The following is a 25,680-nucleotide window of genomic DNA, read 5'->3' on the forward strand; positions in this document are numbered from 1 at the left end:
TTTATAAAAGCTCTATGCCAAAGGGTTTAATGGCTTTTGCAAAAATATAAAACACCACCAAAGTAATAATCATGCTTAAAGAAAGTGTAACCCAAAAACCAAATCGTTTTAGTAAATAAGGAAATACTAAAAACATGGGTAGCGTCGGTAACACATACCAAAATGTGTAATAAGCATGGTTTGCAATTTTTTCGCTCGATTGATTTTCAATATAAAGCCAAGTTAAAGTAAGAACGGTTACCAAAGGTAGAGCTGCGATAAGTCCTCCCAAACGATCACTTCTTTTTGCAATCTCAGAAATTAAAACCACCATACCCGCAGTAATTAAATACTTAAAAACGATCCAATTCATCATAAAAACAGATTACAAAATTTATATAACTAATATATAAAATTTTTTTAAATACAGATGTCAAAAAATACTTATTTAATCGTTGGTGGCGGTGGATTTATTGCAGGCCATCTTATTAAAAGATTATTAAATGAAGGCAATACTGTTATCGCAACAGATATTAAGCCTAAACAATTTTGGTTCCAAACTTTTGATGATGTGAAGTCCTATGCAGATATGGACATGAAAGATTATGATAATTGTCTAAAAGTGACTAAGGGCGTTGATTATATATTTAATATGGCGTGCAACATGGGTGGCATGGGCTTTATCGAAAATAATAAAGCTGAATGTATGTTGTCAGTTTTAATTAATACTAATCTTTTAAGAGCTAGTTTAGAAAATAAAGTTAAAAAATATTTCTTCTCTTCAAGCGCTTGTGTGTACAACGCTTCAAAACAAAAAAATGCTTTTATTGAAGGTTTAAAAGAAGAAGATGCTTATCCTGCAATGCCAGAGGATGGTTATGGCTGGGAGAAATTATTTAGCGAGAGAATGTGCAGACACTTCATGGAAGACTTTGGTCTTCAGGTAAGAGTGGCAAGGTACCATAATGTTTACGGACCTATGGGAACTTACGATGGCGGAAGAGAAAAAGCGCCGGCTGCTATTTGTAGAAAAATTGCAAATGCAGTGATTAATAAAAAAGAAGAAATAGAAATTTGGGGTGATGGCGAACAAACGAGAACATTTTTATTTGTAGATGATTGTGTTGAGGGAACTTTAAGATTATTTAATTCAAATCATTCTGAACCAACTAATATCGGTAGTGACGAACAAGTGTCTATCAATCAAATGGCAGATATTATTGAAAAAATTTCAGGAGTTGCAAATTTAAAAAGAAAATATTTATTAGACAAACCAAAAGGCGTTCGAGGCAGATCTAGTGACAATGCAAATGCGATTAAAGCTTTGAATTGGAAATATACCGTATCTTTGAATGAGGGATTAACGAAGACTTATAGTTGGATTTTATCTGAATTAAAAAATGATAGATCTAATACTAATAAATTCTGTCGTTCTTAATTATTTCTCAATTCCCCACTTAATATTCTGCCAGATTCTGTCGTAAGTGTAATAACCGATGGAATAAATAAAGTTTAAAGCAAGGGTTGGGCCAACGGCATTGTACCAAGAGTTTCCAACGAACACAAAAAAAAGATACGAGCTGCATAATATCCATACTCGATAAATTGCAGTTTTAACGATGGTTCTTTTTTTTGTAACTCGCATAATAAGCTTATTACAATAATTTGCGGCTATGCAGCAAATGCATTTATCGCAAATCTGCTTAAATGATTTTGATAAAGAAAATTAAATTTCGGACTTAGGTCTTGAAAGATGGCCTACGACTTTACCGGCGTTCTTACCGTTTTTAATCATGTAACCTGTTGTACCGTTTCCGTAAGTATCAACCGACTTCATATTTCGATTTAAATTCTCGATATTTCTCTCTCTATTCTTACCTTCAAAATTCTTAGCGATTAAACCCTTTAATCCATCTATCATTTTAGCTCCTATTTACTGTGTTAATTAATACCTATGCAAAAATTGCAAAGCAGTTATGCATACAATAGAGATATATGCGTTTAAGTCAATGTCTAATTATTTGCCATAAGTAACAACCCTAATTAAGAAGAACCAATGAAAAAGTATTACAAGATATTCATCACCTTCTTAAAATTTGGTTTTCTTGCTTTCGGTGGACCTGTGTCTCAAATCAATATGATCAGAGAAAAATTAGTAAGAGTTGAAAAATGGGTGGATCAAAAAAGATTTAATCGTGCATTATCTTTATATCAAGTACTGCCTGGCCCTGAAGCACATGAGATGTGTGTTTATCTTGGCATGGTCAAGGCTGGAAGACTTGGAGGATTTTTAGCGGGATTTGGTTTTATGTTGCCGGGTTTTACTTTCATCATGATCCTTGCTTATCTTTATAGTTTACTTGGCCCTGTGGTGTTGCTGCCGTTATTTGTTGGAGCAAAGCCTGCTGTTGCCGCTTTAATTGTTAGGGCATCACATAAAATATCTGAACATATTTTAATAAATAAAAAATTAATTTTAATTGGTGTACTGTCTTCTGCTTTAACTTGGCTTGGTTTAAATTTTTTACTTAATATTTTAATTTGTGGCGCTTGTTATTATTTATGCGTTAAACACAATAATATTCTTGCAATTGCACTTGGTATTATAAGTTTGCCAATTGCTCTTACGGGTTATTTAAATATTGAATTGTTCCAATATTTTTCAACTCCTGAATCTGATAGCGGTTTATTTCTACAAGGATTAAAAGCGGGTCTTCTTTCTTTTGGTGGCGCTTACACTGCATTGCCATTTTTAAAATCTGGAATCATTGGACATTATTTGGGAGTGACTGAAAATGTTTTCTCTGACGGTATCGCTCTAACTGGAGTCGTTCCTACTCCACTTTTAATGTTTGGAACTTTTTTAGGTTACATGGCAACAGGCGTCAGTGGTGCATTGCTTATAACAATTTCAATTTTTTTACCTGCCTTTTTATTCACACTTTTGGGGCATAAATATTTTGAACAAATATTAAAACACAAACCTCTGCATGCATTCTTGGATGGAGTGTCTGCTGGAGTTGCGGGAATATTAGTAATCACTGCAATTGAATTTCTAATTCCAATTCTTAATTCAGATCTTTTAGTAATACTTTTATTTGTATTTAGTCTTGCAGTTCTTTACGTGCTTAAAACACGATTTGTTGTACCAACGGTAATTTTAGTATCTGCGATAATTGGATATTTGTTTTAAGATAAAGACTTCATATCGATTACAAATCGATACTTCACGTCACTTTTTAACATGCGCTCGTAAGCAGTATTAATATAATCCATTTTAATTGTTTCGATGTCAGAAACGAGTTTATGTTGCGCACAAAAATCTAACATCTCTTGCGTCTCTTTAACGCCACCAATTAATGAACCTGCAAGATGTCTTCTTTTGAAAATTAAACTAAATACTTCAATGGATGGATGTGGTTCTGCAGGAGCACCCACTAATGTCATTGTTGAATCTTTTTTTAATAAATTAAGGTACACATCTAATTTGTGCGGAGCTGCAACAGTATTCACAATAAAATCTAATTGATTTGCATACTTTGCCATTTGTGTTTCATCAGTTGAAATACAAACTTCTTTTGCACCTAATTTTAAACCGTCCTGAACTTTATTTTTTGAAGTTGTAAAAAGGACCACATGCGCTCCCATAGCATTTGCGATCTTAACTCCCATGTGACCAAGACCCCCAAGTCCAACAATTCCAACTTTTTGACCTTTACCTACTTTCCATTTTTTAAGTGGTGAATAAAGCGTAATTCCAGCGCACAGTAATGGTGCAACACTAGGAAGTTCTTTTTCAGAATGAGAAATTTTTAAAACAAAAGATTCTTTAACAACGATTGATTTAGAATAACCGCCAAATGTATTCTCACCTCCAAAAGCAGGTCCATTATAAGTTCCTGTCCAGCCATTTTCGCAATATTGTTCTTCATGGTCTTTGCAAGATCCACAATGACCACAGCTATCCACTAAACAGCCAACACCTGCAAAATCACCTACTTTAAATTTTGTAACTTTATTTCCAACTGCTGTAACTCTGCCTACAATTTCGTGGCCTGGAACAGATGGATACTGAGTATTTTTCCATTCATTTCTTGCGGTATGAAGATCGGAATGACAAACACCACAATAAAGAATCTCTATTTGCACATCTTCTGCATTCGGTGCGCGTCTATCGATTTCTAATGCCGATATAGGGGAACTTGCGCTCTTTGCTCCAAATGCTTTTACTTTAACCATAATAAAATTTTAATTTGTTAATTTAAATAATACTTCACTTCTTTTTAAAAACCAAAGTGTCCAAGGTGCATTGTAGCCAGCATAAATTGCTGGCTCTTCAATTTTAAGATTGTTTTCTCTGATGTAATTTCTAATTTTAATCTCATTCTCTTTAATATTATCGTTACTAAATAAACCTGAAAAGGTTATCACCACAACTTTAAAATCTGGGTTATTTTTAATTTTAACATTTTGGTTATCTGGTTGCGGAACATTTTTAGAATCAAATTTCTTTGGTACTACAAAAGAAATATTCCATTTTTTATTTCCTGTACTTTTTTGCATAACCGGAATTGTCATTGAGATACTTTCTTTATTTTTATTTTCACCACTTATGTATTTAAATAGAATTCTAAAACCTTTGCTGATCGCTTCATCACGCTCACCTTCTGTTTCAACATTTGCGGTTAAAAAATTTTGATATTGTCTTATCTCAAATTCACCGTCCGTTTTTAAAACAGTATAATCAGGTTGTTCATTTGCCATAACGTTAAAGCTAAATATAAAGAGTACAAATAGTACTGCTTTTATAAAAAAATTACATAAGTAACTGTACATCATGCCAGATTAAATCACCCGCAACCCAAAGAACAGATAATAATCCAAGCCAGCCAATCCATTTATGATTTTTTAAATAAACAGAAATGGCATTTGCAAGTGTCACCATCAAAATAATAGCAAGGGCAAGGCCAAACATAAGTAAAGTGTAATTAGTTTTTGCAGCACCAGCAACCGCAATCACATTATCTAAGCTTAAAGTGATATCTGCGACCATCACAGTGATTAAAGTTTTTTTAAAATTACCTCGTTCTGCTTGTTGAACTTGGTATTTATTTGAATCTTTTGTTTCATCTTTATTTTTTAGAATGTCGACATACAGTTTATATGCGACCCAAAATAATAAAATTCCGCCAACTGTTCTAATGCCCTGAAACTGCATTAAATATGCGGTCATTACTGAAAATATTATTCTAAAAATTACCGCAAAACCTGTACCAATAATTAAAACTTTACGTCTGATATCAGGATCAAATTGGGATGCAGCCATGCCAATTATCACGGCATTGTCCGCTGATAACACTAGATCAATTAAGATAATCTGAATAGTAATTCGTATTTCTTCTGAAAAGAATTCCATAAAATATAATTATCAGTTTTATTATTTTTTGGAAACTCGCCAATATTTGCCCATTTTTATAAATAAGAATGATGCTGACCAAGTAATTAAGATGAGTCCTGTGAGCGCTTCAACACCAGTTAAATAACGAAGGTAACCTCCTGCAACTAAATCTCCATAACCAACCGTGGTGTAAGTTACGAAAGATAAATAAACATAATCTAAAATCATTCCATGGCTTGAAATTTTTCCCATAATATTTCCAACCCCTTCAAGTTTAGATGAAAAATAATAACCAAAAGCAAATAACCAAATCTCAACAACATGAGCTAAAAAAATTGTAAAAACACAAATTAAAACTTTGTAACTAGGTGCAATTTTTTTAATTAAAGGAAGTTTCTTTGAAAGTTGATAAAGCGCTTCGTAGTGAAGGATGATTGTTGCAAATATTAAAAATGTATTAATAATAAATACTAATAATAAAGTCATTATGTCTCTAAATTAATTTTACCACCATCCACATGTATCACTTGCCCTGTAATCCAACTACTATTTGGTAAAAGTAAAAATTTTGCAGTCTCAGCTAGGTCCTCAGGTTTGCCAACTCTTTTCATTGCATGTTTAAGTGGTATTTGTTCTGCAATTCGTACATTATCTAAAATAGGTTTTGCCATTTTGGATTGGGTGATGCTTGGTGCAATACAATTCACTCGAATCTTAGGCGCAAATTCTGCTGCTAGAGATGTAGTTAGACCTTGGATTGCTCCTTTTGCAGTTGAGATAACAGAGTGCATATTAAAACCACGATCCACTGCAACCGTTGAAAATAAAACAATTGCACCGTTATTTTCTGCAAGCTGCTTTTGTAATTTTTTTATAAAATGAATAGCTCCAGTTACATTTAAATTAAAAGTATTAATGAAATCTTCCTGTTTTGTAGTTTGAAATGATTTAAGAACAATTGAACCTACACAATAAGCAAATCCAGAAATTTTATCATTTTGAATTTCTTTTAGACTTTCCTCAACACTTTGTGCATTTGTCACATCGAAGCATACTGAATAATCCTGTTTAGTTTCTGATGCTAACTTTTTTAACTCCTCCTCATTTCTAGCAATTAGATGACATTGAATATTATCTTTAGCAAAAGATCTTGCTAAAGCAGAACCTGTATAACCTGTAGCTCCTACAATTATTGTTTTTCCACTCATAAAACTAGTGTATAGATAAACACATCATGTTTAAAGATTTTACTAACTGGATGCATAATACTTCTACGGTTTTATTTGATGACACTAAAAATGATTTAAGATCATTACCTAAAACAGTTCGTCTACAAATCTTAATTGTTTTAAGTGCGCTTTGGTCTACTGCTTTTAGTGTTTGGGTCTTTACGGTTCCCATGTTTATTTATGGTTGGCTTGGAATGTTTGCAGGTCATTTACTTGTGATATTTGTTGCTTATTACACATTTAAGCAATTTCAGGATATTAGAAAATTTAGAACTGACCCTAATTATCACACGCAAACTCGTTCAAGACAAAATCTTTGGATTAATGGTAAGCAAACAAAATTGCCTGCAGATGATCCGGGTGGCGAACACGAATAATTTTTAATTCGTATTTCTTTTAATAAAATCGTCTGCTGCAGAATAAATTCTTATCTTTTTATTTTTTTCCATTTTTTCTAAAATTTTAACCATCATAGAAAGTCTGTAGTTTTTAGAAAAGAAAATCTTATTTTTATCTATAAACTTCCAATACAATCCATCAACAATATCGCACCATTCGCCACGTTTAAAATCACTCATTTTAAGTAAATAACTTGAGGCGCAAATATAAGGTTTGGTTGCAAAAATTCCACCATCACTAAATAAGCCCATTGCATAAACATTCGGTGCCATCACCCAATCTGATGAATCCACATACATTTCCATAAACCATCGATAAACAGATTTTGGCTCAATACCTGAAAGATTCATAATATTTGCAACCACCATCAAACGTTCGATGTGATGTGACCAGCCATATTTTATACAATTTTTTATCGTATGATCTAATGGATCAATTCCTGTTGTGCCCTCATACCAGCTCTTAGTTAATTTTTTATTATGTTTAAAAAAATTTGTATTCTCTAATTTGCTTTCATAATTTTGATAAATTCCACGCATAAACTCACGCCAGCCAATAATTTGTCTCAAGTAGCCTTCAAGACAATTCAGTTTAACTTTATTTGTTTTTGCAAAAGCTAAAGTTTCGTTAACAATTTGTTCTGGCGTTAATAGTCCTAAATTAATTAAAGGACTTAACATGCTATGAAATAAAATATGTGATTTTTGCGAAATAGCATCTTCAAAATCTCCAAAAAATTCTAATTTATTTTTTAAAAAATCAAAATAATAATTAAGCGTATCTTTTCTTGTGGTTGGAAAATTAAAGCTTTCAATCTCACCCGGATGATCTAAAAAATTTTTCTCTAAAAACTTCTTTATATTTTCAGTATGCGGTGTCTGTTTAAAGGTCGTATGTTTTGGAATTGAAACCTTAGGATCTAATTTATTTCTATTATCTTCATCAAAACTCCACTTTCCACCAAGTGGCTCATTCTTATTTTTCATTAAAATATTAAATTTAATTCTCTGAATTTTATAAAAATTAGCCATGAACGGCTTTTTATTCATTTGCAAATATTCTTTAAAATCACCTCTACTTGATAAAAACATGGGTGACTTTATAAAATTAAATTCAATTTTATTTTTATTAAAAAAATTAATTAATTGATTCTCAAAAAATTTATCTTCGATTTCAAATAAGCTAACATTTTTAGTTTTAATCTTATTTAAAAAAAATAAGATTTTATCCTCATAACTCTTTTTAAATAACTCATGCTTGTAATCAAAATATGTGAGAGAAAAATCTGCTTTTTTTAATTCATCTGCGTAAGAACGCATTGCAGACAAGAATAATAATATCTTTTGACGATGATGTTTGACGTAAGTGCATAACTGATAATCTTCAGCCATCATAAAATGATGATCTTTAAAATTCTTTAAATGCGTAAGTGGAAAAAGTTGATTACCAAGAATGATAAAGGCTTTTGCTTTATTGGTCATGCCAATCAATAATTAATGCGCTCTAACTGTTGGGGCAAGTTTTATAAAAGAAGTGTCAATTTTAGAGGAATAACGGCGTTTCATTTTAGAGTTATTATTTAATCTAGCAGCCGCAACAGTCACGGCACCTCTACCAAATTTACTATTCGTTTGATCAATCACTTTCATTAAATGATCTAAATTTAAATTTTGGTCTGAAAATAAATTTTTCTCATAATGATCTTTAGGTTTAAGGTCCGAGAATATAACACCCGCTTTGCTATAAAAATAACCTTTAATATAAATATTTTCTAAAGCCTTTGCGCATAAGTTTACAAGTTCTAAAGTGTTATTCGTTGCAATGGGTATGTCTATTTTTTGAACGCGTGATACGTAATCTTTTTTAAATCTGCTTGTTTTAATAAATACATAAACAGATTTTACAATTAACCCTTCAGATCTAATTCGCTCTGCCGCAGTCATACAATGTTGTACTACTGCTTCTTTTAAATCATTAAGGTCAGTTATAGTTTTGCCGAAAGATCTCGATACGCAACAATTTTTTCTCGCTACATATTGAAAATTTAATGGAAAACAACAAGCACCGTTTAGTTCATGGATAGTCTTTAAAACAACTACACTACTATTTTTTCTAACCCAATAATTATCAACATATTTTAACTGATGCGCATTATAAAAATTATTATTATTAAAGAATTTTGAAAGTTGTCTGCCGATACCCCAAACTTCTTGGACTGGAAATGTTTTTAAAACATCATCTATGTAATTTTTATCTTTGGAGATAAATTCCTCAACGCCTAATTTATTCTTCTTTGCAACATGATTTGCAATTTTTGCAAGTGTTTTAGTATTTGCAGCACCAATAGATACGGGAATACCAGTCCATTTTAAAATAATTTTTCTAATATTTAAAATATACTCTTCCACACTATCCATCTTAATATTAGTTAAATCTAAAAAAGCTTCATCAATTGAATAAAATTCAATATCAGGTGAAAAGTTTTTTAAAATTTTCATCACTCGTCGCGACATATCTCCGTACAATTCATAATTAGATGAAAACACCGATACTTTGTATTTGTCGATTAAAGGTTTTGCTTTAAAATAAGGTTCCCCCATTTTAACGCCAACTTGCTTAGCTTCTGTTGATCTTGAGATAATGCAGCCATCGTTGTTAGATAAAACCACAACCGGTTTTCGTTTTAAATCTGGTCTGAATAATCTCTCACAGGAAACGTAGAAAGAGTTACAATCCACTAAAGCAATAATTCGATTATTAATGGGTTGCATGAATAATATAAGTGACGATCCCCCAAACATTAATATCTGAGTTTTCATTGATTAAAGTCTTGTCTTCTTTGTTTTTGATATAAAAATTATTATTTTCTTTAATGATGTTTTTTACGACTAATTCGTTATTAAAATTAATAATTGCGATACAATCATTTTTTAAATTTAAACTTCGATCCACCACTAACAAATCTCCGTTTATAATTTTATGCTCAGTCATGGAATTTCCTTGCACGCGAATGAGAAAAGTTGCTGGAGGATTTTTGATAAGTTCGCTATTTAAATCAATTTCATCTTGAACATAATCTGTTGCTGGGGATGGAAATCCTGCTGAAACTTTCTGCAATATTACTGGTATTTTCATAGTAAATATGTTCTTGTTTCGTTCTAACGAATAGATATAGTGAAGTCAACGCGGGATTAAAATTAATTTATAAAAAAAAAATATGAGAATTAATGTTGGTGGCATCGATCGAGTTGGAAGAATTATTATTGGAGTAATAATTGTAAGTCTCACAGCATTTAATATTATAGGTCCTTGGGGATGGCTTGCGATTGGTTTTATTGTAAGCGGAGTATTTCAATTCTGTCCTGCCTATTCCCTATTACGCATTCATACTTGTAAAAAATAAATAGTTAAAAAAAATTTTAGCTACAATTTACTAGCTAAAAGTTTTGCGTTTAAAAAAGCATTTTGCGCTTTAGATCCTGAAAACCAATCTCCACAAATGCCAAGTCTTAAATCATTATCCCAATAACAATTAGGAACGTCCGAATTTAAATTATAAGCGTAAAGCCAACCGTGAATATCAGTATAATATATATTATCTTTTTTTATTTCTAATTTTAATTTCGTTAAAAAATTTTTTAACATTTCATCAATTAAATTTTTTTTGTTAATTCTATATTCCTGAATATTTTTAAGAGCATATTTAAGTGAGGATTGAATAGTCCAAAGTTCTAAATTTTTATTGATCAAATCACTCTTTTTTGTATTCTCATTGGCTGCAAATCCTAAAACATCATCGTCCTCAAAGCTAATAGCGCTTAGGTTAAGATTCAAACTTTTATTAAATGCAACCATCAGTGTTAAATTAGGTTGCGTTGAATAATTAAATTTAGAAAAATAATGCTCCGTATATTCTTTTGTTAAATTATATGTCTGTTGAAAAGGGGCTGTAATAATCACAGTTTTATAATCTTTTTCAGTGCCATCATTAAAGGTTAGATGAAAATAATCTGATTTTTTTTCAATACTTTTTAATTCTTTATTTAAAAAAATATTTTTATTTTTAAACAGGTTTTTTACTAAAAGATTATTACCACCCACATTAATAATTCTCTCTTTTTTATCTAGTTCATTTTGAACTTTATTATTTTGAAAAATTTTGAAATCTCCCTGCCATATCGAATGATTGTCTAAGATATTTTTAAATTCATGATCTGGATTTTGGATATATTGAAGGCCGTGGTCAAACAAACCTACATCGTCAACTTTTCTTGTTGAGCATCGACCACCAACACCTCTAGATTTTTCGTAAAAATCTACTTCTTCTTTTAGAAAATAATTGAGAATGCCAGCTGAAAAGCCTGCGCCGATAATTGCTATATTTTTTATCAATTGGTAGCTAATTAATTAAATATCGTCTTTATCCAAATCAACTTTAATTAATTTACTTCTGCGCATGCGCAAAACGAAGATAGCGAGAGCTACTAACAACATAGCTCCTCCCTCGTATAATAAAGATGAGGTCTCAATATCCTTTTTTTGTAAAATCATTAATCGAGCGATTGCAGTGATTGCAATAAATAATGGGTAAGTAAGGCGAATACGATGACTTCCATAAAAACTTAGCACCATCCCTATAACTTCTAAATAAATAAATAATAATAAAAGATCTGCAAGCTGAACATCTAAATTAACGATCATTTTTTTAATTTCGATTCCAAATGCAAAAATTGTTGCAGCAAATATTAATAAAGCTCCAACAGTTTGTATATTTTTGATCAATTTATCCATGTGAAAAATCTATAACTTGATTCAATTATCTATGCAACAATAGCATTGAAACGCACATTCACGCTTTCAATAAAAAAATTTGAAACAAAGTATTATTTCCACTCTGGTTTTTTCTTATTTAAGAAACTATCGATACCTATTTTCTTATTGTCACTATCAAGAAGTTTGTAAAATGTTTGTCTTTCATCCTTTAGTGATGCTTCTTTGTTAATTAAGCGTTTAATCTCAATTAAACTTGAAAGTGGTTTTTCAGAAAGTGATTTTAATATTTTAATAGCACCTTCCTTAAATTCATCAGCTTTTAGTACGACACTTACAATTCCCATATTTTGTGCTTGTTGTGCCGTGATCATTTCAGCCGTCATACATAAAAAGTTAGCATTATATTTTCCTGCGTAACGCTTAAGTCTTTGTGTGCCACCAATTCCTGGAATAACGCCAAGATTAATTTCAGGTTGAGCAAACTTTGCATTTTCTGATGCAATAATAAAATCGCAAATGAGTGCAAGTTCCATCCCGCCTCCCAAAGCGTAACCTTCAACTAATGCTATCACTGGTTTTTGAATATTATGAATTTCATCAAAAGCATCAAAGAGTTTTTTCTCCATTGCTGATTTTTTATTTAAAGTACTTAATTCTTTAATATCAGCACCGGGTGAGAAAAGTTTTGTATTTCCTTCAATTGCAATGCAAACGATTGCTTTGTCTTGATCAAAGCTTTGTAATGCTGTTAAAATTTCCTTTGAAGTTTCGATATCAAGAGAGTTTTTTTCATTCGCTCTATCAATTTGAATAAAGCCAATAGCTTTTTCTGTTCTTGCCTTGATATTTTTAAATTCCATTAAGGAAATTATTTATGATCGATAAAATTACGTTCGATACACATTGCAATTCCCATTCCGCCACCAATACAAAGAGTGGCAAGTCCTCTTTTAGAATGAGTCTTGATCATTTCATGAATTAACGTTGTTAAAATTCGAGCACCTGATGCGCCGATTGGATGGCCTATTGCAATGGCACCACCATTCACATTTACTTTATCAACGGTCCAACCCATTTCTTTATTCACTGCAATTGCTTGTGCAGCGAATGCTTCGTTTGCTTCTATTAAATCTAATTCATCTTCACCCCAACCTGCTTTTTTTAGTGCAAGTTTTGATGCTGGTATTGGGCCTGTTCCCATAATAGTTGGGTCTACCCCGCACTGTGCCCATGATACAATTTTTGCAAGGGGTTCAATGCCTCTAGCTTTTGCAGTTTTGCCTGACATTAAACAAAGTGCAGCGGCACCATCATTAATTCCTGATGCATTTCCTGCTGTTACTGTGCCATCTTTTTTAAAAGCTGGTTTTAGATTAGCAAGTTTTTCAACGGTCGTGCCATCTTTTGGATATTCATCTTTATCAAAAATAACATCTTCTTTTTTAATTTTTACAGTGATCGGCACGATTTCATCTTTGAACTTTTTTGCTTTAATTGCATCAATTGCTTTTCTTTGTGACGCAGATGCAAAAGTGTCCTGGGCTTCTCTAGTAATCTGATACTTTTGTGCAACGTTTTCTGCAGTAACTCCCATATGATATTGATTATAAATGTCCCACAGACCATCAATGATCATTGTATCTTGTAATTTTCCATCACCCATTTTGATGCCGTTTCTAATATTAATAAAGTGAGGAGAGTTGCTCATGCTTTCTTGCCCGCCAGCGATCACAATATTTGCATCACCACATTTAATTGAATTATAAGCAAGGGCAACGGATGCAAGTCCAGAACCACACACTTGATTAATTGTTGTTGCAGTTTTATCTGCTGGAATCCCAGCGTGCATTGCTGCTTGTCGTGCTGGATTTTGTCCAGCGCCTGCTGTTAAAACTTGTCCCATGTAGACCATATCAACGTCTTGGGGTTTGATTTCAGAATTTTCTATAGATTTCTTAATTACGTGAGCACCTAATTGCGGAGCTGTTAATGATGACAGAGATCCTCCAAAAGAACCAACTGCTGTTCGGACTGCACTAGTTATGACTATGTCGTTATCATTCATTATATTAATTTTTCCTTCTTTATTGTTACTGCATGTACTGGCCACCATTAATTGAAAAGGTAGCGCCTGTAATGAAGCCTGCTTTATCACTTACAAGATAACTTGCCAAGGCGGCAATTTCTGTAGGCTCTGCTAGTCTACCCACAGGTATTTGAGAAACAATCCCCTTTAAAATTGTAGGATCTATTTTTTTTACCATGTCAGTTCCCACATAACCTGGTGCAATAACATTTACTGTAATTCCTTTATTTGCATTCTCTAATGCAAGAGCTTTTGAAAAACCAATGATGCCCGCTTTTGCAGCTGAATAATTTGTTTGTCCAACTTGACCTTTCAAACCATTAATTGAACTGATGGACACAATTCTTCCAAAATTTTTAGCACGCATTTTTTCAATTACGTTTCTACAAACATTAAAAAGAGAATTTAAATTTGTATCAATAACTGCATTCCATTCCTCCGGGGTCATTTTATGTAAAAAACGATCCTTAGTAATTCCTGCATTATTAATTACAACTTCAATATCACCGTATTTTTTTTCAATTTCAGCAATTCCATTTTTGCAGCTTTCAAAATAAGCCACATCAAATTTATAAACTTCAATTCCATTTTCTTTTGAAAATTGTTGTGCTGGTTCATCAAGGCCTACGTAAGTAGCAATAACTTTATAACCATCTTCTTTTAATTTTTTTCCGATAGCAGCGCCAATTCCTCTTGCACCGCCTGTGACTAAAGCAACTTTTGACATGTTAAGGTCTCCCCAACCAATTAATATGGGGAAAATTATACTAAAGTGATTTTTAAAATACTAGGGAGATTCTGCTAGATTTTAGAGTGGTTTGGCTGAAATAAGGGGATATTTGAAACCAAACCCTCTAAATTTTCGTTAAAAACTAGTATTAGTTTTTAACAGAAGCTTTTTTACCTTCTTCTTCAACTACTTTTTTAAGTTCAGTTAAACCGTCTAAAAGTCTTTTGTTTAAGATTTCAAAAGATTCTTTAGCAGTTTTTTCTGTAATTTTAGAAAAGTCGTTAGCAATATTTTGAGCTTCAACGATTGATTCTTGTATCAATTCGATTGATTTGCTAGCTGATTGCTGAGGATTTCCCTTAGCTAATTCAGAAGTAGCATCTTTAACGCTAGAAATAGCTTTGTTAAGTACTTCTATTTGCTTTTTAGCAAGCGTGTTGTAGCCTTCAAATAATACTTTAGATGCATTAGCAAATGTTTCTAAAGTTTTTTTCTGAGCATTGATTAAATTCTCAGAATTACCATCTACTGTTGGTACTTTTAAAGCTGCCAACATCTTTTGAAAATCAAAGAATTCAAAAGGATTGTTTATATTTGCCATCATTATTTACTCCTTATTTATTTTATTTAATGAGGTATATTTATGTTGCAACGCAACATAATACAAGTGCTAAAATGAATTATTAGACTAAATTGTTGATTTATATGCATTATTTCTTACGCACTTGCAATATATTAATATTGCATAAGCACATATAGGTCATTGCTCTAATCATAATTATTGGGCTATTATCGGTAAAAAAATGACAGAACAAAACAACGATAAGAAATCGGAAAAGATTAACTTTGAAGACCTATCTTCAGTATTTGAAAATAATCTAAAAATTTACAATCAATACGTAGAGTCATTTAAAAATTTAGGTCAGGGACAAAATAATTTTCCTACATTTAATTTTAATAATCAGAGCAGTAATTTTACTGCAAATGATTTGTCTAATCTAATTGCACCAACGGTTACTAAAATTTTAAATTCATTTCAGCATTTCCAAGCTGAGATCCAACAAAACCCCAATATCTATTTCGACAACCTTAATAAGTGGGTTTCACAGATTGCAAATTTAAATTTTTATTTCATGACTAAGGCGTCGGGTGGGATTGCAAATCCTCCTGTGAAAGAAGAAAGTTCAGACAAACGATTTGCTGGTGAGGAATGGAAAGACAATTTATTTTTTGATTTTATAAAACAATTTTATTTAATCAGCACCAGCTTTTTAAATAATTTAATTGAGAACGTTGAGTTTAAAGATCCCAAAGATAAAAAATTAATGCAGTTCTATCTAAAACAAATAAATAGCGCGATGTCACCTTCTAACTTTGCTTTTACTAATCCACAAGTTTTGAAAAAAACTATGGAACAAAAAGGAGAGAATTTAAAAAAAGGTTATGACAATTATAAAAAAGATTTTGATAAACATCCTAACAAACTTTTCATTCAACAATCAAAAGAAGGTGAATTTGAGGTTGGCAGAAACTTAGCAACGACCAAAGGTAAAGTTATATTCAAAAATCATTTGTTTGAACTAATTCATTATGATGCAACAACGGATCAACAATATTCAAAACCTATGTTAGTGATCCCGCCTTTTATTAATAAATTTTACATTATGGATCTGAATGACAAAAAATCTATGATGAAATACTTAGTTGATAAAAAATTTAATACTTTTCTAATTTCTTGGAAAAATCCTGATGCAAGTTCAAGAAACTTATCTTTTAAAGAATATATTGAAGATGGAGTGTTAGAAGCATTAAGAGTGGTATGTGAAAAAACAGGATCCACGGGCACAAACATCGCCTCATACTGTGTGGGTGGAACCTTAGCATCACTTACCCTTGCTTACTTAAAAGATGTGCCCAACAAATACAAAATTTTTACCGCTACTTATTTTGCAAGTTTAATTGATTTTGAAGATCCTGGTGAACTTTCAATATTTATCACCGAAGAACAAATCAAAAGTATTGAAAATCAAATGAAAAAAACTGGTTACTTCGATGGTAAGGATATGGCGGCTGCTTTTAATTTCTTACGCCCTTCTGATTTGTACTGGAATTATGTGGTGAATAACTATCTTTTAGGTAATGAACCGACAGCATTTGATATGCTGCACTGGAACTCTGATTCCACAAGATTGCCTGAAAAAATGCATTCAGAATATTTACGCTGCATGTACTTAAACAATTTGGTTGTTAAAAAAATGTACAAAATCGGCGATGTGCAAATTGATTTAGCAAAAATTGACACTCCTATGTTCTCTGTTGCAACAACAGAAGATCATATTGCGCCTTGGAGATCAGTACATCAGGGCTTAGGGGCTTACAATTCTCATATTAATTTTGTACTAGCAAACTCAGGTCATATCGCAGGAATTATTCAAGGTAGTGAAGTAAAGCCTGGAAAACTTTATTATTACACAGCGAAATTTGAAAAAGGTAAAAATGCAGACGAATGGTACAACGTCGCAAAAAAAGTAGATGGTTCTTGGTGGCAAACATGGATAACTTGGCTTTCAGTTAACTCTGGTGAATTTAAAAAACCTTCTGAACTTAATGCAAAAAATTTTGAAGTACTGTATGAAGCTCCTGGTCAATACGTAAAACAATAAATGATAGAAATTAAAAAATATTCAAATCGAAGATTATATAACACTGAAACTAGTGCTTATATTACCCTTGATGACATTGTTGCGTTAATCAAAAAAGAAGTAGATTTTAAAGTAGTTGACGTAGATACACAAAGCGACATCACCCCTAGTATTCTAACACAAATTATTTTAGAAAAAGAAAACGCAGGTGTTAATTTAATTCCAGCTCATATCTTAAAACAAATTATTTTATTCAACGAAAATAAAAAAAATAACATGATGTTTGATTTTTTAACAAACACTATGAATTCAGCTAACACTAATAATATTTTTACTAAAGGCTTTCCAAATTTTATGGATTTTAATTTCTTTAATCCTGCGCAAGGTACCTCAACGAAAGCACCTCAACCTAAAGAAGACAAAAATATCGATGATTTAATGACGCAAATCGATAAACTTAAAAAAGAAGTTCAAGAAATTAAAAATCAAAAATAATTTTAAGTTCCGCAAAACGTTTTGTATTTAAGGTCATTAGATCCAGTTTGATAAATTTTAATATCCTCTCTATGTGCATAAGGGTTTTCTAAAGCTGATAATAATTTTTCAATTACAGTTAAATCTCCATCATTTGCGGCACTTAGAGCCTCTTCGACCTTATGATTTCTTGGAATAATCACCGGATTATTTTGCTTCATGATCTCACGAGATGAATTTAAAGGTTTGTTTGCAGTGATCAAACGAGCGCTCCAACGTTTATGCCATTCTTTAAATTGTTCATTATTAAATATTTCTGGATTATTTTCATGCATCAAACTTATAAAAGTATTGGTGTAATCAAATTTATTCTCAAACATAAGATTTAATAAATCTTGAATTAACTGTTCATCCTCTTTTCTGCTCTCAAACATTCCAAGTTTATTTCTCATCATCTGCATGTAACTTGTTTTGAACTTACGATTAAAACTTTCGATAATTGTCTCGCCTATTTCAACAGCTTTATTCTGATCTTGATGTAAAAGAGGAACTAATGATTCTGCAAGTCTTGCAAGGTTCCATTGTGCAATACCTGGCTGATTTTGAAAAGAGTATCTGCCATGCTCATCAATTGAACTAAAAACAGTTTCTGGATTGTAGGTATCCATAAAAGCGCAAGGGCCGTAATCAATAGTCTCGCCTGAAATTGCCATGTTGTCCGTATTCATCACGCCATGAATAAATCCAACTCGCATCCAATCAGTTATTAATTGGATTTGCCTATCTAATACTGCGGTCAAAAAAGCAGATGCTTTATTTTCTGCAATCTTTAATTCTGGGTAATGACGATTAATGCAATAATTGAGTAAATTTTTTAAAGACTCTAAATCCTTTTTAATTGCAATATATTCAAAGGTTCCAACTCGAATATGACTTCTTGCAACTCTAGTAAGGACAGCTCCTTTTAAAATTTTTTCTCTAATTACATTTTCACCTGTTGTTGCAACAGCAAGGCTTCGTGTTGTTTTAATATTCAAGTAATACATGGCCTCGCTAATAATATATTCGCGCAACATCGGACCTAATGCTGCTCTACCATCACCACCTCTTGAATAAGCAGTTCTTCCTGATCCTTTAAACTGAATATCAAAGCGTTCATCGGTTGGAGTAATATGTTCACCTAAAACTATGGCTCTACCATCACCTAAAATACTTAAATGTCCAAACTGATGTCCGGCATAAGCTTGTGCTAGTGGTTCTGAACCTTCGGGTAATTGGTTTCCTGTGAAAAGATCTGCGAGTTCTTTTTCCGTAAGATTTGAAAAATCTAAACCTAACTCTTTTGCAAGTCCATAATTTAAAACAACTAATTTTGGATTTTTAACAGAGACCGGATAAGTCTTTGTCACCATCAACTCGTTAAGGTGAGCATAGCTATTATCGAATTTCCAACCAATCATGACATTGAATAATATCATAAAAGAGCAATAAATGCTTTAGGGAGACTTTAAATTTTTAAGATTTATTACTTATTTATTTAAAAATTCTAACTCTGAATCTGAGTACGGTATCATAATTATAGTATTCCTTTTGTCACAACGTTTAGTAACACTGGCGCACCTAAAATAAATGCTAGTGCCACAACTAAACCAACAAGCTTTGCAGCACCTATTAAAGTAATTGCAAGCTCATCCGTGTTAGGACCTACTACTCTTAATGTTTCAACTTTTGTGTTCATGCGAGCTATATAGATTGCAAATGTAATAAATTCATGAACAATTTGTGTCTTAATTGTGAAAGTTGTATTAATTTTTTTAAAATGCGCAGTTTAGTAATTCTTATTGTTATTTTTTTGTTTCAAAGCACATTTGCGTTTGCAGATTGCTTGGTTGACGATCAACTAAAGTTTAAAAGTTATAATTTTAGAATAGAAAACGACTACTTTAACAACCAAGACGCCAATTATACCAGTGGCGTCATTTTCTCTGGTGTGACCCACGATTTTAAGTCAACGACTGGAAATGAGTGTTTACCTACTATTATGCAGCTGCATGGAAAAATTTTATCATTCCTTGATGGTAACATTCTTAAAAAAGAAGAGGGAATTTCAAAAAATATTTACTTTAACGCTTATCAAAGAATGTACACACCAACTGATGACAAAACATCAACTCTTGTTAGGGATGATAGACCTTATTCTGGGATTGTCGCTTTAGACGTTGGGGTGAATGAAAGACACCGAGATCATTCTAATGACACACAGGTATTAGATTCTAAACAATTTACACTTGGGGTAATAGGTCCTCTTTCCTTTGTAAGACAATCTCAAAATATTGTTCATGATGCTTTTGATGTTTATAGAGCTTCGGGCTGGGATAATCAGTTAGGAACTGAACCAGCACTTATGTATATGTTTGAAAGAAAAATTAAAACGGATTTGCAGCAAAATACTTATACGCCTGGCATTTCAAAAGATTTAATAAGATTTTATGGTTTTAAAGTTGGAAATATTTCAACCTCAGTAAACGTTGGTCTTGAAGGTAGATACGGACTAAATATTCCAAATGATTTTGGTAGCGCTGCCGATTATTCGGGCTGTGATAATACCGCGCCTGCATCAGGAACAATTCCATCTGGAAAGACTGATTCTTGCGTTGATAAAGGAGATCTGCTTTTACCTATTCCATTAGGGGCCCACTTGTTTGCACTAACTGAATTAACAGGTGTTGCTTATGATTTTTCTTTAGATGGTAATCTTTTAGAAAACAATCATCACGTAAATAAAAAGCCCGTAGTTGGAAAATTATCTTATGGAATAAGCTCTCTTATCCCAATTCACAATGATAAAAATTTAAAACTCGTTGCAATGCAAGTAATTCAATCAAAAGAGTTTGAAGAACAAAAAAGAATTCACCGATACGTGTCAATTACAGTCGGCTTAGATTTTTAATTGATTGCGAATATTTTATTATTCAAAACTAACTGATCACCATCCACATCAATCTTAATCTGATCTAATTTTTTATCTTTCATATCCAAGATTAAATTTGCAATTGGATTTTGAATGTATTTTTGGATCGCTCTTTTTAAAGGTCTAGCACCATATTCTTGGTCAAATCCTTTATTTGCTAACCATTCTACAGCGTTGTCTGTGATTGAAAAAGTTAAGTTTTTATCTTTTAAGATATTTTTCAAATTGTTCACTTGGATCTTAACAATCTCTTTAATCTCTTCTTTTTGAAGTCTATCGAAAACAATGATGTCATCTAATCTATTTACAAACTCAGGTCTGAAAGATTTTTTAACAACCTCCATTACTTTTTCTTTTGTTCTTTCATCTAACTTATCGCTCTTATTCGCTTGAATGAATTCTGAGCCAAGATTGGATGTTAAAATGATAATTGTGTTTTTAAAATCAACTACTCTGCCTTGACCATCTGTTAATCTTCCATCATCTAATATCTGTAGGAAAATATTAAATACATCTGGATGAGCTTTTTCAACTTCATCAAATAAAATTACCTGGTAAGGTCTTCGTCTAACAGACTCTGTTAAGGAACCACCTTGATCGTAACCCACATATCCTGGAGGGGCGCCAATTAATCTGCTCACAGAGTGTTTTTCCATATACTCCGACATGTCAATTCTGATCATTGCGTTTTGATCATCAAATAAAAATGATGCAAGCGCTTTACTTAATTCAGTTTTACCAACTCCCGTTGGTCCTAAAAAAAGGAATGAACCAAGGGGCCTATTTGGATCTTGGATTCCAGCTTTTGATCTTCGAACTGCATTACTTACAGAAGTAATAGCTTCTTTTTGACCAATGACTTTAGTTGAGATTACTTTCTCCATAGAAAGTACTTTCTGTCTTTCTCCTTCTAATAATTTATCAATTTGAATTCCTGTCCATTTAGAAACCACAGCTGCAATCTCATTCTCACCTACTTCTTTGTTTAAAGTTTTATACTGTCCAACAGATCCTTTATCCTGTTCTTTTAATTTTTTTTCTAATTCAGGAAGTTTGCCATACATAATCTCGCTCGCTTTTGTAAGGTCGCCTTTTTTCTGATAATTGTTTAATAAGACTCTATTACGTTCAATTTCTTCCTTAATTTTTTGAACCGACTGAATCTGATTTTTTTCTTTCGCCCATACCTCTGTAAGCGATGCTGATTTTTTGTCTAATTCAGCAATTTTCTCATCTAATTCTTTTAATCTAATTTTTGAAAGTGAATCATCTTCTTTTTTTAAAGCTTCTCTTTCAATTTTAAACTGAATAGCTTTTCGATCGATCTCATCAATATTTTCTGGTTTTGAATCTATTTCCATTCGAAGTTTGCTAGATGCTTCGTCCATTAAATCGATTGCTTTATCCGGTAAAAATCTATCCGTAATGTAGCGATTTGAAAGTACTGCGGCTGAAACAAGTGCGTTATCAGAAATGTGCACTCCATGGTGCATTTCATATTTTTCTTTAAGTCCTCTTAAAATTGAAATGGTATCTTCAACAGAAGGCTGCGTTACAAATACAGGTTGGAATCTTCTAGTTAACGCCGCATCTTTTTCTACATACTTTCTATATTCTGCAAGCGTAGTCGCTCCAATACAATGCAGTTCTCCTCGTGCAAGAGCTGGCTTTAACATGTTTGATGCATCCATAGATCCATCGCCTGCGCCTGCTCCAACTAAAGTGTGCATCTCATCGATGAACACTATCACTTCACCTTGTTGGGCAGTAATTTCTTTAAGAACTGCCTTTAATCTTTCTTCAAATTCACCTCTAAATTTAGCGCCCGCAATTAACAAACCTAAATCTAAAGCTAATAATTTTTTGCCTCTTAAACTTTCTGGAACGTCATCGTTTACAATTCTAAGAGCAAGTCCTTCAACGATTGCTGTTTTACCAACTCCTGGCTCTCCAATTAAAACTGGGTTATTTTTAGTTCTTCGTGAAAGAACTTGAATAGCACGTCTAATTTCTTCATCACGGCCAATTACTGGATCTAATTTTCCGTTTCTTGCTTTCTCTGTAATATCAATTGTGTATTTCTTTAACGACTCATAATTTGCATCGTCATTTGCATTAGTCACTTTTTGACCTTTACGCATTGTCTCAAGTACTGATTTAAATTTACTTAAATTAAATCCATTATTTTGTAGTAATTTTAATAAGTTTTTATCGGTTGCAAGTATGGCCTCGAATATATTTTCAACTGGAACATATTCATCGCCTTTTTGTTTTGAAATTTTCTTAGCTTCTTCAAGGGTAACTACGAATTCTTTTGATGCGCTAATTCCACCTGAATTTCCAGTAACCGCAGGTATTTTTTTTAATTCTTTTTCTATGGCTGATTTTGCAACCTTCAGATCAAGTCCTGCTGGGGTAAGTAATAATAACGCAGTATCATCATCGTCAATGATTCCGCTTAATAAATGCACTGGTTGTAATAGCTGATGATTTTGCATCATCGCTAAAACCTGAGCTGAATTCAGTATTTCTTTTGATCGTTCTGTAAACTTATTCAAATCCATAATAACTATATGGTTATGATTTTATGCACTTTCAATAATGACTATAAAATAAAAAAGAACGCTAACCCCTTGAAATTCTATAAAATTGATACTTATTAAGTAGATAGGAATATAATATGGGTAATAATTAATAATGTTCAATAAAATTAAAAGACATCTTGAGCTTGCAAACAAAGGTTACTTTGAACACATGATTTTTGCGATGAAAATTGGCCTAAAGTGTCTTTGGTCCTTCGTTACTGCCTTTGTTCACGCTATCAATCCAGCGTGGTTCGAATACACTACCAGCAGAAGAATTAAGAGAATGAATGACAAATTTGAAAAAAATAGAATTAACCAACAAATGAAAGAATAAATAAAATCATGTCTATGTATCAAAACTCAATAGCCCAGTTTAAAAAAATGCTTACTAACACATCTGCTATTTTAAAAAAAGCAGAAGATCATGCAAAAGCCAAAGAAATCGAACCTAAAGCTTTATTGGAAGCTAGATTATTTCCAAATATGTTTAATCTAATAAAACAAATTCAAATTGCCACAGATCAAGTCAGGCATGGCTTTGGCAGAATTGCTGGTATTGAATTATTAAATCTTAATGATTCAGAAAATTCTTTTTCGGATTTGCAAAATCGTATTAAACAAACCATAGAATACTTAAATAAAATTAAACCTGAACAATTAAAAGGAACTGAGCAAAAAGAGATTAAATTTTCAATCAGAGAGCATAACTTTGAATTTAAAGCTGAGGATTATATTGCAACTTGGATTATTCCAAATTTCTATTTTCACATTATGACTGCCTATAATCTACTTAGACACAATGGTGTTGAAATTGGGAAAAAAGATTATTTAGGCTAAATTATTTTAGATTGGTTGGCAAAACTCGAACGGCGTCTTTACCAAATACGATCGTTACTTTTTGACCTACTTTAAATCCTGTATCATCTTTACCAGCTGAACCTTGGATCACTGTTAATGGCTTTGTCTCTTTCTCAAGATTTAAAGTGTACTGAAATCCATTGTGTTCACCTAATTTAACTGGAGCATAATAGCCAATCACCGCTCCAAAAATTGCACCTGCAACAGTAACTAATTCTCTATATTTGCCTTCAGTCGTTCTTCCCGCAACTCCTCCAAGAACAGCTCCAGCACCTGCTGCAACTTCTGAGTTTTTTCCCTGGATAGTTACTGGCACAACATCAACAACCGTTGCTATTTGTGTAGTTAATAATTTCTGAGCATCATCACCTGAAACAACAGTTGGGTTTGTTCCGCAGGCATTTAATAAAAGAATAATTAATAAAGAAGAAAATATTTTTTTCATATTTTTTTGTTTTGTTTAACGAAAATATAAATAAAGTAGATAAAAACTATTCAGTGTGTAAATAAGTAGAGTAGCTATCATACCTATTGCTCTAAATTTTATTTTTTCTTTAAACATACTGTAAGCGTGTGAAACGCGTCCAAGTACAAATAAAATATTTACAACTAAAAGATAAATAGCATCCGCGTCTAATGCCTCTAATAAAAAAGAAGAGATAATAAAAAAAACAGTAAATTCAAAAAAATTACCATGAGCTCGAATAGCTCTAATTAATTTTTTATTATTTCCATCGCCGTAGGCAATCCTTGTTGATTTTCTTATTTTGATAGTAAAAATTGTAAGAACTAAGTAAAAAATTATAAAAATAATTGTAAATAAAACTGAAATACTGAACATATTTACTATTTATAAAGCAATTTAAGTCTTAAAACATTAAAAAAAGTTCTAAAGATTTCTATTTTTGAAATTTTTGAACTACCGCTGTATCTAGAGCTAAAATGAATAGGTATCTGATATATTGGAACATTTAATTTATGAATCTTAAAGATTGTTTCCATAAAAAAACTATAACCTTTAGATTTAATTTCATTTATATTCAATTTTGATAATTTTTTAAGATCAAAACCTCTATAAGACGTCGTAAATTCGTTAGAATTAATATTTAAAAAAAATTTAATAAAGAAATTACCAAAATAGCTAATATAAAATCTAAATCCTTCTAAATCGCATTTGCCTCCATGTATATAGCGCGAGCCAATAACAAAAGGCTTAAACTGCAATAATTTAATAAATTTCCTAATAACAGCTGGATCGTGCGATAAATCTGCATCCATTGTAATTAAGTTTCTATATTTATTTTTTTTAGCATAATCAAAGGCTAATTTATGAGCAGAATCCAGTCCTAACTTTTTAGTTCTTATAATTAATTTAAAATTTTTTTTTTTCTTTTTTAAATATTTTTTTAAAAACTCTAGAGTTCCGTCTTTGGAATTATCATCTACAACTAATATATCTAAAGATATATTTAATTTATCTATTTTATTAAGCAAAAGTTTAATATTTGGAAATTCATTGTAGGTAGCTGTAAATATTAAACTTTTTTTTAACATAT

Annotated in this window: 31 protein-coding genes; 9 read left to right on the forward strand and 22 right to left on the reverse strand. The window is 31.8% G+C overall.

Annotation, left to right across the window (positions count from 1 at the left end; all coding sequences use genetic code 11):
• Window position 1: 1 nt before the first annotated feature.
• Window positions 2-352, reverse strand: coding sequence for a DUF3147 family protein (locus AC8IG9_RS00060; protein WP_507425895.1), 351 nt, complete (start codon window positions 350-352; stop codon window positions 2-4).
• A gap of 57 nt (window positions 353-409) precedes the next feature.
• On the opposite strand from AC8IG9_RS00060, the gene AC8IG9_RS00065 reads away from it, so the two are divergent.
• On the forward strand, window positions 410-1,417 hold the full coding sequence (locus AC8IG9_RS00065; protein ID WP_507424784.1) for an NAD-dependent epimerase/dehydratase family protein: 1,008 nt from the start codon (window positions 410-412) through the stop codon (window positions 1,415-1,417).
• Between the two features lie 288 nt (window positions 1,418-1,705).
• Here the strand turns inward: AC8IG9_RS00065 and AC8IG9_RS00070 are convergent, their stop codons facing one another.
• Window positions 1,706-1,900, reverse strand: coding sequence for a hypothetical protein (locus tag AC8IG9_RS00070; protein WP_507424785.1), 195 nt, complete (start codon window positions 1,898-1,900; stop codon window positions 1,706-1,708).
• 135 nt (window positions 1,901-2,035) lie between these two features.
• On the opposite strand from AC8IG9_RS00070, the gene chrA reads away from it, so the two are divergent.
• Entirely contained in the window at window positions 2,036-3,172 is a 1,137-nt protein-coding gene (gene chrA, locus AC8IG9_RS00075; RefSeq protein WP_507424786.1) for a chromate efflux transporter, read from the forward strand.
• Here the strand turns inward: chrA and AC8IG9_RS00080 are convergent.
• From AC8IG9_RS00080 to AC8IG9_RS00100, 5 genes are read right to left on the reverse strand one after another with little or no spacing between them, the layout of a single operon-like run.
• The gene (locus tag AC8IG9_RS00080; protein WP_507424787.1) at window positions 3,169-4,218 is read right to left on the reverse strand and encodes an NAD(P)-dependent alcohol dehydrogenase; all 1,050 of its coding nucleotides are present in this window, start codon (window positions 4,216-4,218) and stop codon (window positions 3,169-3,171) included. The genes chrA and AC8IG9_RS00080 overlap by 4 nt on opposite strands.
• 9 nt (window positions 4,219-4,227) lie before the next feature.
• Window positions 4,228-4,743 (reverse strand): SOUL family heme-binding protein, encoded by a 516-nt coding sequence (locus AC8IG9_RS00085; RefSeq protein ID WP_507424788.1) that lies wholly within the window; start codon window positions 4,741-4,743, stop codon window positions 4,228-4,230.
• 52 nt (window positions 4,744-4,795) lie between these two features.
• A complete protein-coding gene (locus AC8IG9_RS00090) occupies window positions 4,796-5,395 on the reverse strand; it encodes a YjbE family putative metal transport protein (protein WP_507424789.1) in 600 nt (199 codons plus the stop codon).
• Window positions 5,396-5,416: 21 nt separating this feature from the next.
• Window positions 5,417-5,863, reverse strand: coding sequence for an ion channel (locus AC8IG9_RS00095; RefSeq protein ID WP_507424790.1), 447 nt, complete (start codon window positions 5,861-5,863; stop codon window positions 5,417-5,419).
• Complete coding sequence (locus AC8IG9_RS00100; protein ID WP_507424791.1) at window positions 5,863-6,585, reverse strand: SDR family NAD(P)-dependent oxidoreductase; 723 nt, start codon at window positions 6,583-6,585, stop codon at window positions 5,863-5,865. Before AC8IG9_RS00100 ends, AC8IG9_RS00095 begins: the two co-directional genes overlap by 1 nt.
• 50 nt (window positions 6,586-6,635) lie before the next feature.
• On the opposite strand from AC8IG9_RS00100, the gene AC8IG9_RS00105 reads away from it, so the two are divergent.
• A complete protein-coding gene (locus AC8IG9_RS00105) occupies window positions 6,636-6,983 on the forward strand; it encodes a hypothetical protein (protein ID WP_507424792.1) in 348 nt (115 codons plus the stop codon).
• Between the two features lie 3 nt (window positions 6,984-6,986).
• Here AC8IG9_RS00105 and AC8IG9_RS00110 read toward each other — a convergent pair whose 3' ends face one another.
• The 3 genes from AC8IG9_RS00110 to AC8IG9_RS00120 are packed head-to-tail and all read right to left on the reverse strand — an operon-like array spanning window position 6,987 to window position 10,140.
• Window positions 6,987-8,486, reverse strand: coding sequence for a cryptochrome/photolyase family protein (locus AC8IG9_RS00110; RefSeq protein ID WP_507424793.1), 1,500 nt, complete (start codon window positions 8,484-8,486; stop codon window positions 6,987-6,989).
• A gap of 12 nt (window positions 8,487-8,498) precedes the next feature.
• Window positions 8,499-9,776 (reverse strand): Y-family DNA polymerase, encoded by a 1,278-nt coding sequence (locus AC8IG9_RS00115; protein ID WP_507425896.1) that lies wholly within the window; start codon window positions 9,774-9,776, stop codon window positions 8,499-8,501.
• Complete coding sequence (locus AC8IG9_RS00120; RefSeq protein ID WP_507424794.1) at window positions 9,763-10,140, reverse strand: LexA family protein; 378 nt, start codon at window positions 10,138-10,140, stop codon at window positions 9,763-9,765. The genes AC8IG9_RS00115 and AC8IG9_RS00120 overlap by 14 nt, the downstream gene beginning before the upstream one ends.
• 82 nt (window positions 10,141-10,222) lie before the next feature.
• Here AC8IG9_RS00120 and AC8IG9_RS00125 point away from each other — a divergent pair, with 82 nt between their 5' ends.
• Entirely contained in the window at window positions 10,223-10,408 is a 186-nt protein-coding gene (locus tag AC8IG9_RS00125; protein ID WP_507424795.1) for a YgaP family membrane protein, read from the forward strand.
• A gap of 20 nt (window positions 10,409-10,428) precedes the next feature.
• On the opposite strand, the gene AC8IG9_RS00130 is transcribed toward AC8IG9_RS00125, so the two are convergent.
• The 6 genes from AC8IG9_RS00130 to AC8IG9_RS00155 all read right to left on the reverse strand — a co-directional run bounded on the left by AC8IG9_RS00130 (window position 10,429) and on the right by AC8IG9_RS00155 (window position 15,198).
• A complete protein-coding gene (locus tag AC8IG9_RS00130) occupies window positions 10,429-11,397 on the reverse strand; it encodes an FAD-dependent oxidoreductase (RefSeq protein WP_507424796.1) in 969 nt (322 codons plus the stop codon).
• Window positions 11,398-11,412: 15 nt separating this feature from the next.
• Complete coding sequence (locus AC8IG9_RS00135) at window positions 11,413-11,796, reverse strand: phosphate-starvation-inducible PsiE family protein (RefSeq protein ID WP_507424797.1); 384 nt, start codon at window positions 11,794-11,796, stop codon at window positions 11,413-11,415.
• Window positions 11,797-11,888: 92 nt separating this feature from the next.
• Window positions 11,889-12,638 (reverse strand): enoyl-CoA hydratase/isomerase family protein, encoded by a 750-nt coding sequence (locus AC8IG9_RS00140; RefSeq protein WP_507424798.1) that lies wholly within the window; start codon window positions 12,636-12,638, stop codon window positions 11,889-11,891.
• 8 nt (window positions 12,639-12,646) lie between these two features.
• Window positions 12,647-13,843, reverse strand: coding sequence for an acetyl-CoA C-acetyltransferase (locus AC8IG9_RS00145; RefSeq protein WP_507424799.1), 1,197 nt, complete (start codon window positions 13,841-13,843; stop codon window positions 12,647-12,649).
• Between the two features lie 25 nt (window positions 13,844-13,868).
• Window positions 13,869-14,591 carry an acetoacetyl-CoA reductase gene (gene phbB, locus AC8IG9_RS00150; protein WP_507424800.1) on the reverse strand — a complete coding sequence of 241 codons (723 nt, stop codon included), beginning with the start codon at window positions 14,589-14,591 and terminating at the stop codon, window positions 13,869-13,871.
• 151 nt (window positions 14,592-14,742) lie between these two features.
• On the reverse strand, window positions 14,743-15,198 hold the full coding sequence (locus AC8IG9_RS00155) for a phasin family protein (protein WP_507424801.1): 456 nt from the start codon (window positions 15,196-15,198) through the stop codon (window positions 14,743-14,745).
• Between the two features lie 199 nt (window positions 15,199-15,397).
• On the opposite strand from AC8IG9_RS00155, the gene AC8IG9_RS00160 reads away from it, so the two are divergent.
• On the forward strand, window positions 15,398-17,257 hold the full coding sequence (locus AC8IG9_RS00160; RefSeq protein WP_507424802.1) for a PHA/PHB synthase family protein: 1,860 nt from the start codon (window positions 15,398-15,400) through the stop codon (window positions 17,255-17,257).
• The gene (locus tag AC8IG9_RS00165; RefSeq protein ID WP_507424803.1) at window positions 17,258-17,731 is read left to right on the forward strand and encodes a polyhydroxyalkanoate synthesis regulator DNA-binding domain-containing protein; all 474 of its coding nucleotides are present in this window, start codon (window positions 17,258-17,260) and stop codon (window positions 17,729-17,731) included.
• 2 nt (window positions 17,732-17,733) lie between these two features.
• On the opposite strand, the gene AC8IG9_RS00170 is transcribed toward AC8IG9_RS00165, so the two are convergent.
• Both AC8IG9_RS00170 and AC8IG9_RS00175 read right to left on the reverse strand, forming a co-directional pair.
• Complete coding sequence (locus tag AC8IG9_RS00170) at window positions 17,734-19,170, reverse strand: protein adenylyltransferase SelO (RefSeq protein ID WP_507424804.1); 1,437 nt, start codon at window positions 19,168-19,170, stop codon at window positions 17,734-17,736.
• 116 nt (window positions 19,171-19,286) lie between these two features.
• Window positions 19,287-19,448 carry a hypothetical protein gene (locus AC8IG9_RS00175; RefSeq protein ID WP_507424805.1) on the reverse strand — a complete coding sequence of 54 codons (162 nt, stop codon included), beginning with the start codon at window positions 19,446-19,448 and terminating at the stop codon, window positions 19,287-19,289.
• Between the two features lie 81 nt (window positions 19,449-19,529).
• Between AC8IG9_RS00175 and AC8IG9_RS00180 the strand changes: the two genes are divergently transcribed.
• Window positions 19,530-20,660 (forward strand): lipid A deacylase LpxR family protein, encoded by a 1,131-nt coding sequence (locus AC8IG9_RS00180; RefSeq protein WP_507424806.1) that lies wholly within the window; start codon window positions 19,530-19,532, stop codon window positions 20,658-20,660.
• On the opposite strand, the gene clpB is transcribed toward AC8IG9_RS00180, so the two are convergent.
• The gene (gene clpB / locus AC8IG9_RS00185) at window positions 20,657-23,245 is read right to left on the reverse strand and encodes an ATP-dependent chaperone ClpB (RefSeq protein ID WP_507424807.1); all 2,589 of its coding nucleotides are present in this window, start codon (window positions 23,243-23,245) and stop codon (window positions 20,657-20,659) included. The genes AC8IG9_RS00180 and clpB overlap by 4 nt on opposite strands.
• Window positions 23,246-23,378: 133 nt before the next feature.
• Between clpB and AC8IG9_RS00190 the strand changes: the two genes are divergently transcribed.
• Both AC8IG9_RS00190 and AC8IG9_RS00195 read left to right on the forward strand, forming a co-directional pair.
• A complete protein-coding gene (locus AC8IG9_RS00190) occupies window positions 23,379-23,600 on the forward strand; it encodes a DUF6356 family protein (RefSeq protein WP_507424808.1) in 222 nt (73 codons plus the stop codon).
• Window positions 23,601-23,614: 14 nt separating this feature from the next.
• A complete protein-coding gene (locus AC8IG9_RS00195; protein ID WP_507424809.1) occupies window positions 23,615-24,103 on the forward strand; it encodes a DUF1993 domain-containing protein in 489 nt (162 codons plus the stop codon).
• A gap of 1 nt (window position 24,104) precedes the next feature.
• Here AC8IG9_RS00195 and AC8IG9_RS00200 read toward each other — a convergent pair whose 3' ends face one another.
• The 3 genes from AC8IG9_RS00200 to AC8IG9_RS00210 are packed head-to-tail and all read right to left on the reverse strand — an operon-like array spanning window position 24,105 to window position 25,678.
• Entirely contained in the window at window positions 24,105-24,569 is a 465-nt protein-coding gene (locus AC8IG9_RS00200) for a glycine zipper 2TM domain-containing protein (RefSeq protein WP_507424810.1), read from the reverse strand.
• A 15-nt stretch (window positions 24,570-24,584) separates the two neighbouring features.
• Window positions 24,585-24,965 carry an MAPEG family protein gene (locus AC8IG9_RS00205; RefSeq protein ID WP_507424811.1) on the reverse strand — a complete coding sequence of 127 codons (381 nt, stop codon included), beginning with the start codon at window positions 24,963-24,965 and terminating at the stop codon, window positions 24,585-24,587.
• Window positions 24,966-24,970: 5 nt separating this feature from the next.
• On the reverse strand, window positions 24,971-25,678 hold the full coding sequence (locus AC8IG9_RS00210) for a glycosyltransferase (protein WP_507424812.1): 708 nt from the start codon (window positions 25,676-25,678) through the stop codon (window positions 24,971-24,973).
• Window positions 25,679-25,680 lie beyond the last annotated feature (2 nt).

It is taken from the genome of Candidatus Allofontibacter sp., from assembly GCF_040404065.1.
In the GTDB taxonomy this organism is placed as follows: Bacteria; Pseudomonadota; Alphaproteobacteria; order Pelagibacterales; family Pelagibacteraceae; genus Fontibacterium.

What these genes read in the sequence shown, in the direction of transcription:
- AC8IG9_RS00155 (WP_507424801.1), bottom strand. Translation starts at nt 15,198, where the DNA reads ATGATGGCAAATATAAACAATCCTTTTGAATTCTTTGATTTTCAAAAG.
- chrA (WP_507424786.1), top strand. Translation starts at nt 2,036, where the DNA reads ATGAAAAAGTATTACAAGATATTCATCACCTTCTTAAAATTTGGTTTT.
- AC8IG9_RS00180 (WP_507424806.1), top strand. Translation starts at nt 19,530, where the DNA reads ATGCGCAGTTTAGTAATTCTTATTGTTATTTTTTTGTTTCAAAGCACA.
- AC8IG9_RS00090 (WP_507424789.1), bottom strand. Translation starts at nt 5,395, where the DNA reads ATGGAATTCTTTTCAGAAGAAATACGAATTACTATTCAGATTATCTTA.
- AC8IG9_RS00115 (WP_507425896.1), bottom strand. Translation starts at nt 9,776, where the DNA reads ATGCAACCCATTAATAATCGAATTATTGCTTTAGTGGATTGTAACTCT.
- clpB (WP_507424807.1), bottom strand. Translation starts at nt 23,245, where the DNA reads ATGGATTTGAATAAGTTTACAGAACGATCAAAAGAAATACTGAATTCA.
- AC8IG9_RS00200 (WP_507424810.1), bottom strand. Translation starts at nt 24,569, where the DNA reads ATGAAAAAAATATTTTCTTCTTTATTAATTATTCTTTTATTAAATGCC.
- AC8IG9_RS00080 (WP_507424787.1), bottom strand. Translation starts at nt 4,218, where the DNA reads ATGGTTAAAGTAAAAGCATTTGGAGCAAAGAGCGCAAGTTCCCCTATA.
- phbB (WP_507424800.1), bottom strand. Translation starts at nt 14,591, where the DNA reads ATGTCAAAAGTTGCTTTAGTCACAGGCGGTGCAAGAGGAATTGGCGCT.
- AC8IG9_RS00110 (WP_507424793.1), bottom strand. Translation starts at nt 8,486, where the DNA reads ATGACCAATAAAGCAAAAGCCTTTATCATTCTTGGTAATCAACTTTTT.
- AC8IG9_RS00085 (WP_507424788.1), bottom strand. Translation starts at nt 4,743, where the DNA reads ATGGCAAATGAACAACCTGATTATACTGTTTTAAAAACGGACGGTGAA.
- AC8IG9_RS00190 (WP_507424808.1), top strand. Translation starts at nt 23,379, where the DNA reads ATGTTCAATAAAATTAAAAGACATCTTGAGCTTGCAAACAAAGGTTAC.
- AC8IG9_RS00105 (WP_507424792.1), top strand. Translation starts at nt 6,636, where the DNA reads ATGCATAATACTTCTACGGTTTTATTTGATGACACTAAAAATGATTTA.
- AC8IG9_RS00060 (WP_507425895.1), bottom strand. Translation starts at nt 352, where the DNA reads ATGAATTGGATCGTTTTTAAGTATTTAATTACTGCGGGTATGGTGGTT.
- AC8IG9_RS00095 (WP_507424790.1), bottom strand. Translation starts at nt 5,863, where the DNA reads ATGACTTTATTATTAGTATTTATTATTAATACATTTTTAATATTTGCA.
- AC8IG9_RS00160 (WP_507424802.1), top strand. Translation starts at nt 15,398, where the DNA reads ATGACAGAACAAAACAACGATAAGAAATCGGAAAAGATTAACTTTGAA.
- AC8IG9_RS00145 (WP_507424799.1), bottom strand. Translation starts at nt 13,843, where the DNA reads ATGAATGATAACGACATAGTCATAACTAGTGCAGTCCGAACAGCAGTT.
- AC8IG9_RS00120 (WP_507424794.1), bottom strand. Translation starts at nt 10,140, where the DNA reads ATGAAAATACCAGTAATATTGCAGAAAGTTTCAGCAGGATTTCCATCC.
- AC8IG9_RS00195 (WP_507424809.1), top strand. Translation starts at nt 23,615, where the DNA reads ATGTATCAAAACTCAATAGCCCAGTTTAAAAAAATGCTTACTAACACA.
- AC8IG9_RS00065 (WP_507424784.1), top strand. Translation starts at nt 410, where the DNA reads ATGTCAAAAAATACTTATTTAATCGTTGGTGGCGGTGGATTTATTGCA.
- AC8IG9_RS00135 (WP_507424797.1), bottom strand. Translation starts at nt 11,796, where the DNA reads ATGGATAAATTGATCAAAAATATACAAACTGTTGGAGCTTTATTAATA.
- AC8IG9_RS00100 (WP_507424791.1), bottom strand. Translation starts at nt 6,585, where the DNA reads ATGAGTGGAAAAACAATAATTGTAGGAGCTACAGGTTATACAGGTTCT.
- AC8IG9_RS00210 (WP_507424812.1), bottom strand. Translation starts at nt 25,678, where the DNA reads ATGTTAAAAAAAAGTTTAATATTTACAGCTACCTACAATGAATTTCCA.
- AC8IG9_RS00205 (WP_507424811.1), bottom strand. Translation starts at nt 24,965, where the DNA reads ATGTTCAGTATTTCAGTTTTATTTACAATTATTTTTATAATTTTTTAC.
- AC8IG9_RS00070 (WP_507424785.1), bottom strand. Translation starts at nt 1,900, where the DNA reads ATGATAGATGGATTAAAGGGTTTAATCGCTAAGAATTTTGAAGGTAAG.
- AC8IG9_RS00175 (WP_507424805.1), bottom strand. Translation starts at nt 19,448, where the DNA reads ATGAACACAAAAGTTGAAACATTAAGAGTAGTAGGTCCTAACACGGAT.
- AC8IG9_RS00125 (WP_507424795.1), top strand. Translation starts at nt 10,223, where the DNA reads ATGAGAATTAATGTTGGTGGCATCGATCGAGTTGGAAGAATTATTATT.
- AC8IG9_RS00170 (WP_507424804.1), bottom strand. Translation starts at nt 19,170, where the DNA reads ATGATTGGTTGGAAATTCGATAATAGCTATGCTCACCTTAACGAGTTG.
- AC8IG9_RS00140 (WP_507424798.1), bottom strand. Translation starts at nt 12,638, where the DNA reads ATGGAATTTAAAAATATCAAGGCAAGAACAGAAAAAGCTATTGGCTTT.
- AC8IG9_RS00165 (WP_507424803.1), top strand. Translation starts at nt 17,258, where the DNA reads ATGATAGAAATTAAAAAATATTCAAATCGAAGATTATATAACACTGAA.